4 protein-coding genes and 1 tRNA gene are annotated in these 5,772 nt (G+C 40.6%); 4 read left to right on the top strand and 1 reads right to left on the bottom strand.

What is annotated here, in order from left to right:
* The first annotated feature begins 167 nt into the window (after positions 1-167).
* Positions 168-1,067: a tRNA (adenosine(37)-N6)-dimethylallyltransferase MiaA gene (gene miaA, locus G4P69_RS35090; protein ID WP_208354531.1), complete on the top strand. Its 900-nt coding sequence runs from the start codon at positions 168-170 to the stop codon at positions 1,065-1,067.
* Here the strand turns inward: miaA and G4P69_RS35085 are convergent.
* Positions 1,054-1,764, bottom strand: coding sequence for a Uma2 family endonuclease (locus G4P69_RS35085; protein ID WP_208354529.1), 711 nt, complete (start codon positions 1,762-1,764; stop codon positions 1,054-1,056). The genes miaA and G4P69_RS35085 overlap by 14 nt on opposite strands.
* Before the next feature lie 232 nt (positions 1,765-1,996).
* On the opposite strand from G4P69_RS35085, the gene glcD reads away from it, so the two are divergent.
* The 3 genes from glcD to G4P69_RS35070 all read left to right on the top strand — a co-directional run bounded on the left by glcD (position 1,997) and on the right by G4P69_RS35070 (position 5,695).
* Complete coding sequence (glcD, locus tag G4P69_RS35080) at positions 1,997-3,475, top strand: glycolate oxidase subunit GlcD (protein ID WP_208354528.1); 1,479 nt, start codon at positions 1,997-1,999, stop codon at positions 3,473-3,475.
* 261 nt (positions 3,476-3,736) lie between these two features.
* Positions 3,737-5,524 (top strand): sensor histidine kinase, encoded by a 1,788-nt coding sequence (locus tag G4P69_RS35075; RefSeq protein ID WP_208354526.1) that lies wholly within the window; start codon positions 3,737-3,739, stop codon positions 5,522-5,524.
* Between the two features lie 99 nt (positions 5,525-5,623).
* Positions 5,624-5,695 (top strand) — tRNA-Lys (locus tag G4P69_RS35070).
* Positions 5,696-5,772: the final 77 nt, after the last annotated feature.

Genomic DNA, 5,772 nt, shown 5'->3' with positions numbered 1-5,772 from the left:
AAAGGCAAACAAAGTTAAAAAACTCCAAAATTCTAACACAAAAGGCTTGCTGGCGACTGTAGGGCAATTTTAAGAGAACATTTTTCAGGGGATGTACCCATTGCAAGATTGTTAGTTATTATTGGTTAATTGTTGCTTCCTAATCTCTAACTCCTAACCCTCAGCAAATGACTAAACTAATTGTGATATGTGGCGCGACAGCAACAGGCAAATCAGGGTTAGCGTTAGCATTAGCTATGCGGCTAGGCTCTGTAATTCTAAGTGCAGATTCTCGTCAAGTATATAGAGAATTTAATATCGGTACTGCTAAACCAACACAGGTTGAACAAAATTTGATACCGCACTATTTAATTAATTTATGCGACCCAACGGAGACAATGACAGTCGCCGAATATCAGCAGCAAGCCCAAGACTTAATTGCTTCTTTGTCCCTCACTCCTCCACTTCTCCTAGTAGGTGGTACTGGTCTATACATACGTTCTATAACCCAGGGAATGAAGATTCCTAGAGTGCAACCGCAACCGGAACTGCGATCGCAATTAGAATCGTTAGGACAAACTCATCTGTATGCGATGCTGCAACATATTGACGCTATTGCCGCAAATAAGATTCATCCTCATGATACTGTGCGAACTTTAAGAGCATTAGAGGTATATTATGTCACAGGTCGACCCATTTCTGAACAGCAAGGTGAAAATCCACCAAATTATCCAATATTACAAATTGGATTGGATTGTGATCCGGCCGATCTCACCCGCCGTATCGCCCAGCGTACGGATAAGATGATAGCAGATGGTTTAGTCGCCGAGGTAGAGTCTCTTTGCCAAAAATACGGTTGTGATTTACCTTTACTAAATACTTTAGGTTATCAAGAAATCAAGCAATACTTAGCAGGGGATATTTCCTTAAATGAAGCTAAAGACTTAACAATTTTGCACACGCGACAATTTGCTAAGCGACAACGCACTTGGTTTAAAGCATACCCTCAAATTCGGTGGTTTGATGCACAGAGTCCTGATTTGTTAGAAGAAGTTTGGGACTGTGTACAGAATTTTATAGATCGTTAGGATCAATACCCATCTCCCGAAGTTTTTGTGCTAGTAGTTCAGCCTTTTGCTCAGCCTCGTTAGCACGCTGTTCAGCTTGGCTAGCTCGTTCATCACCAGTCAGCAGAACATTACCATCCTGGTAGCACCAGCGTAACCAAGTATCTTGCCTTCCTTCAAATTCTCCTTCCCAAAGAGTCAAACCTAATCCGACTTGCTCTAACCAAGTTTCTTTGGTTTCAAAGTAGCGCCTTCCCCTTTGTTCGTAGATATGCAGCACTTGGTCTTTTAATTGCTGCTGAGAATCATATACAATATAGTAACTTACCCGCATGTGCTCATAAATTCTCAATTTTTTCTCTAATTCATCACCTTCTTTATTAGAGACTATTTCAATCACAACTTCTGGCGGTTTGCCAAATTTCCAAACCATGTAACAACGGTTTTGCTTTTCCCACCAATTTTGTGGTACTTGAACATCAAAGCTGAGGAGGACATCAGGTACAATAGGAGGTTGAAGGTCTGTGTAGTAAATGCCGACATTAGCTTCGGCTATAAAAGCTTGTTCTTGTAAAGAACTGTAAAGCGAAGCGACTAAAAGGCGTTGTTGTTTAGCAGAGGCAAAGTTATCCACAGGAGTATCATCTTCAGTAACTAGCAGATTCGCATCTGGTATGTAGAAATCATCACCATCATTAATAAAAAGTTGGTCAAACATAAGTTTATCCACCACTTAAGAGCTTTATGAAGAAGAATTCAGAATTCAGGAGTCAGGAGTCAGAATGAAATTGTTGGTTTAAAATCTCATCTTTTGTGAACGAAACAGGCGTTGAAACTTTTCTTAAAACACCATCCCTTTACAGATAGTGTATTCTGACTCCTGAATTCTGTCTCCTGACTCCTATTCATCCTAAAATTTTTCTCTAACAACTATCCATATATAAAAAACTATGCTTACTCAAGACAAACAACAACGTAATTGGAAACCGATTATAAAACAATTTGAAGCTGTTGTTGGCAAAAATGGTGTGGTTCAACGCCGTGAAGAATTGATCACTTATGAATGTGATGGATTGACTAGTTATCGCCAACGTCCTGCTGTTGTCGTCTTACCTAGAACCACAGAACAAGTTGCTGAACTGGTGAAGATATGCGATCGCCACTCTGTTCCGTTTATCGCGCGTGGTGCTGGAACTGGTTTATCTGGTGGAGCTTTGCCAATTGAAGAATGTGTTTTGATTGTCACTTCTTTAATGCGGCAAATTCTAAACGTAGACTTAGAAAATCAACGGATTGTTGTTCAACCGGGAGTTATTAACAACTGGGTAACCCAAGCTGTAAGCGGTGCTGGATTTTATTACGCCCCTGATCCCTCTAGTCAAATTATCTGTTCTATTGGTGGAAATGTAGCAGAAAACTCTGGTGGGGTACATTGTCTAAAATATGGTGTCACGACTAACCACGTTTTAGGATTAAAACTTGTCCTTCCTGACGGTTCAATTGTAGATGTAGGAGGACAAATTCAGGAAACGCCTGGTTATGACCTAACAGGTATATTTGTTGGCTCTGAAGGAACATTAGGAATTGCAACAGAGATCACTCTCCGAATTCTCAAAACTGCTGAATCAATTTGTGTGCTTCTAGCGGATTTTACTAATGTTGAAGACGCTGGAGCAAGTGTTTCCGATATTATCAGTGCGGGAATTATTCCTGGTGGAATGGAAATTATGGATAACATCAGCATTAATGCTGTTGAAGATGTTGTTGCAACAAATTGTTATCCACGCGATGCTGCTGCTATTTTGTTAGTAGAAATTGATGGGTTGGCAGTAGAAGTTGCAGCAAATAAAGAACGCATTGCTGAAATTTGTAAAAATAATGGCGCGCGTAATATTACCACTGCAAGCGATCCAGAGCAACGGCTGAAATTGTGGAAAGGACGTAAAGCCGCTTTTGCCGCAGCCGGACACTTAAGCCCAGATTATTATGTACAGGATGGTGTCATTCCGCGTACTCAATTGCCTTATGTACTCGGTGAAATTGAAGCAATCAGTCAGAAATATGGCTACCGGATTGCTAATGTGTTTCATGCTGGTGATGGTAATCTTCACCCACTAGTCCTTTATGATAATTCTGTTCCAGGAGCCTTAGAGAAGGTGGAAGAAGTAGGAGGAGAAATTCTTAAGCTTTGTGTAAAAGTGGGAGGTAGTATTTCTGGTGAGCATGGTGTTGGTGCAGATAAAAAATGCTATATGCCAGAGATGTTCACTGAAGTAGATTTAGAGACTATGCAGTGGGTACGCGAAGTGTTTAATCCCAAGGGTTTAGCAAATCCAGGAAAGATTTTTCCTACACCACGTACATGTGGTGAAGCAGCAAACGCTATGGGTGCTAATATCAAGCAGTTTGAGGGTTTAGAAAGGTTTTAAGTTGTTTTTGTAAAAAAAAATAACAATTTAAAGTAGTGCGACTCATTTTAATTTAGAAATATGAGACAATTGGTTGTAAATGTAAAGATTTACTCATGCTCTGAATATCACTAAGCTGCATATGTATTTCGGATATCCATAAGCAGGATTTGTAACGTCTCTACAGATTTAAACCACCCGCTTTTACAAGAGATTTAGATTGCTAGATTAAGTTCAAAGTATTGATATGTGTGGTGGAGGTAAAAGCTGGCGGAGGAAGCTTTGCAAGACCAGGTTAATCAGGAACAACTGCTAGGATCAATTCAACAGCGTATTCGCCAATCTATGGATTTGGATACAATTCTCTCCCAAACAGTGAAGGAAGTCCGAGAGTTTATCCAGTGCGATCGCGTCCTTATTTATCGCTTAGAATCAGATGGAAGTGGAGTGATTGCGGTGGAATCAACTGCTGCAACCAATTGTCCTCTCGAGGGAAGAAATATCAAAGACCCCTGCTTTCAGGAAAAACATATAGAATACTACAAGCAAGGTTGTCCTCAAGTAGTAGAAGATATTTACACAGCAGGGCTAGCGCCATGCTACATTGAATTACTTGCCTCTTTGGAAGTCAGAGCCAATCTGGTTGCTCCGATTTTTTTGAAGCAGGATTTCTGGGGATTGTTTGTTGCACAAAATTGCTATGAACCACGTTTATGGAAGCCAGCAGAAATTAAACTGCTTCAGCAACTCGCAGATCAACTAGGGATTGCTGTTCAACAAACTCAAATACAACAACAAGTACAGCAGCTAGAAGTTCAGCTATCGCTGATGCATAAGCAAGCAGCCGAGTTGCATGACTGTCTCAGTTTTACAGGCTTAATGCAGCGCATCACTGAAAAAATTCGTGATAGTCTTGATGAGGGCGAAATTTTACAGACAGCTATTAAGGAATTAGCAGATATATTGAAGGCTAATTGCTGTTCAGTTGAGCTTTATAGTGACGGTCTTACTAAGGCAACTATTGTCTACGATTACACCATAAACCTACCCCTGAGCCAAGGATTAACTAGACAAGTTGCAGAGTTTCCCAAAATTTACGAGCCATTGTTGCGAAAGCAACATCTGCAATCTCTAGAAATTGTTCCATCTTGGAGCCCAAAGTTAAGTGTTATGGTTCAACTTGCTTGTCCAATTTTTGATGATCAAGGCATCATAGGTAATCTTTGGGTTACGAGGTTAACACAAGAAACATTTAATGATCTGGAACTCAAACTTGTACAGCATGTCGCAAATGAATGCGCGATCGCCATTCGACAAGCGCGACTACACAAACTCACTCAGACACACAATAACGAATTAGAAAAACTCGAACATTTAGAAACCGAGTTTCTCAGGACTCTTTCCCATGAACTACGCACACCAATCACTACTATTAACCTCGCTGTGCAGACTTTAGAAATCCTTCTCCAGCAAGAAGGAGTATTAGATCTAGAAATTGTTCCTCACCTGTTACAGATTCTTCATAATGAGTGCCAGAGAGAAAGCAAGTTGATTGATGACCTGCTAATGCTTACATATCTAGAAACACAAGCTGAACCGCCAACTTTAATTTTTATTGATTTACAAACCTGGCTTCCCCCCATCGTCGAATCTTTTCGAGAGCGCTCTAGCTGTGAGCAACAGGAATTAAAACTGGCGATCGCTAGTGGGATACCGCTCCTGGAAACAGATATCACTGATTTGGAGCGTATTGTGACCGAACTGATCAATAATGCTTGTAAATTCACGCCTGCGGGTGGATCAATTACAGTTTCGGTTTACGGAATAGAAGATACGGTAGTTCTGAGTTTCAGTAATTCTGGAGTTGAGATTCCCAATAATGAACTCTTAAGGATTTTCACTCCTTTCTATCGGATACTGGGTGACGAACCGTGTAAGTATGGTGGAACAGGACTCGGATTAACCTTAGTGAGGAAACTCGTGAAACATCTAGGTGCCTCAATTGACGTAGAAAGTGCAGCCGGTAAAACTACCTTCAGGATCAAATTTCCCAAGGCGATTAGTCTATAACTCTCTCTGAGTCTGGGGTTTACTCGTTTACCATTAATTATCTAGAAAACAAGAAAAAATATTGGCAATTGTGTAATAAATTTAGTATGATAGGCACTTGGGTGAGAAGCTCAACGGCTGAGCAGTGGACTCTTAATCCATTGGTTCTAGGTTCGAATCCTAGGTCACCCACTATTGACGGTCTCCGTCCTAAAGGAGCAGAGATTCTTAAGACACAAGTGTCTCAATATCCTGTTTACACAGGTACG

Origin of the sequence: Aetokthonos hydrillicola CCALA 1050 (genome assembly GCF_017591665.1) — a bacterium.
GTDB classification, from domain to species: Bacteria; Cyanobacteriota; Cyanobacteriia; order Cyanobacteriales; family Nostocaceae; genus Aetokthonos; species Aetokthonos hydrillicola.
This window is presented reverse-complemented; position numbering and strand designations above follow the sequence as displayed.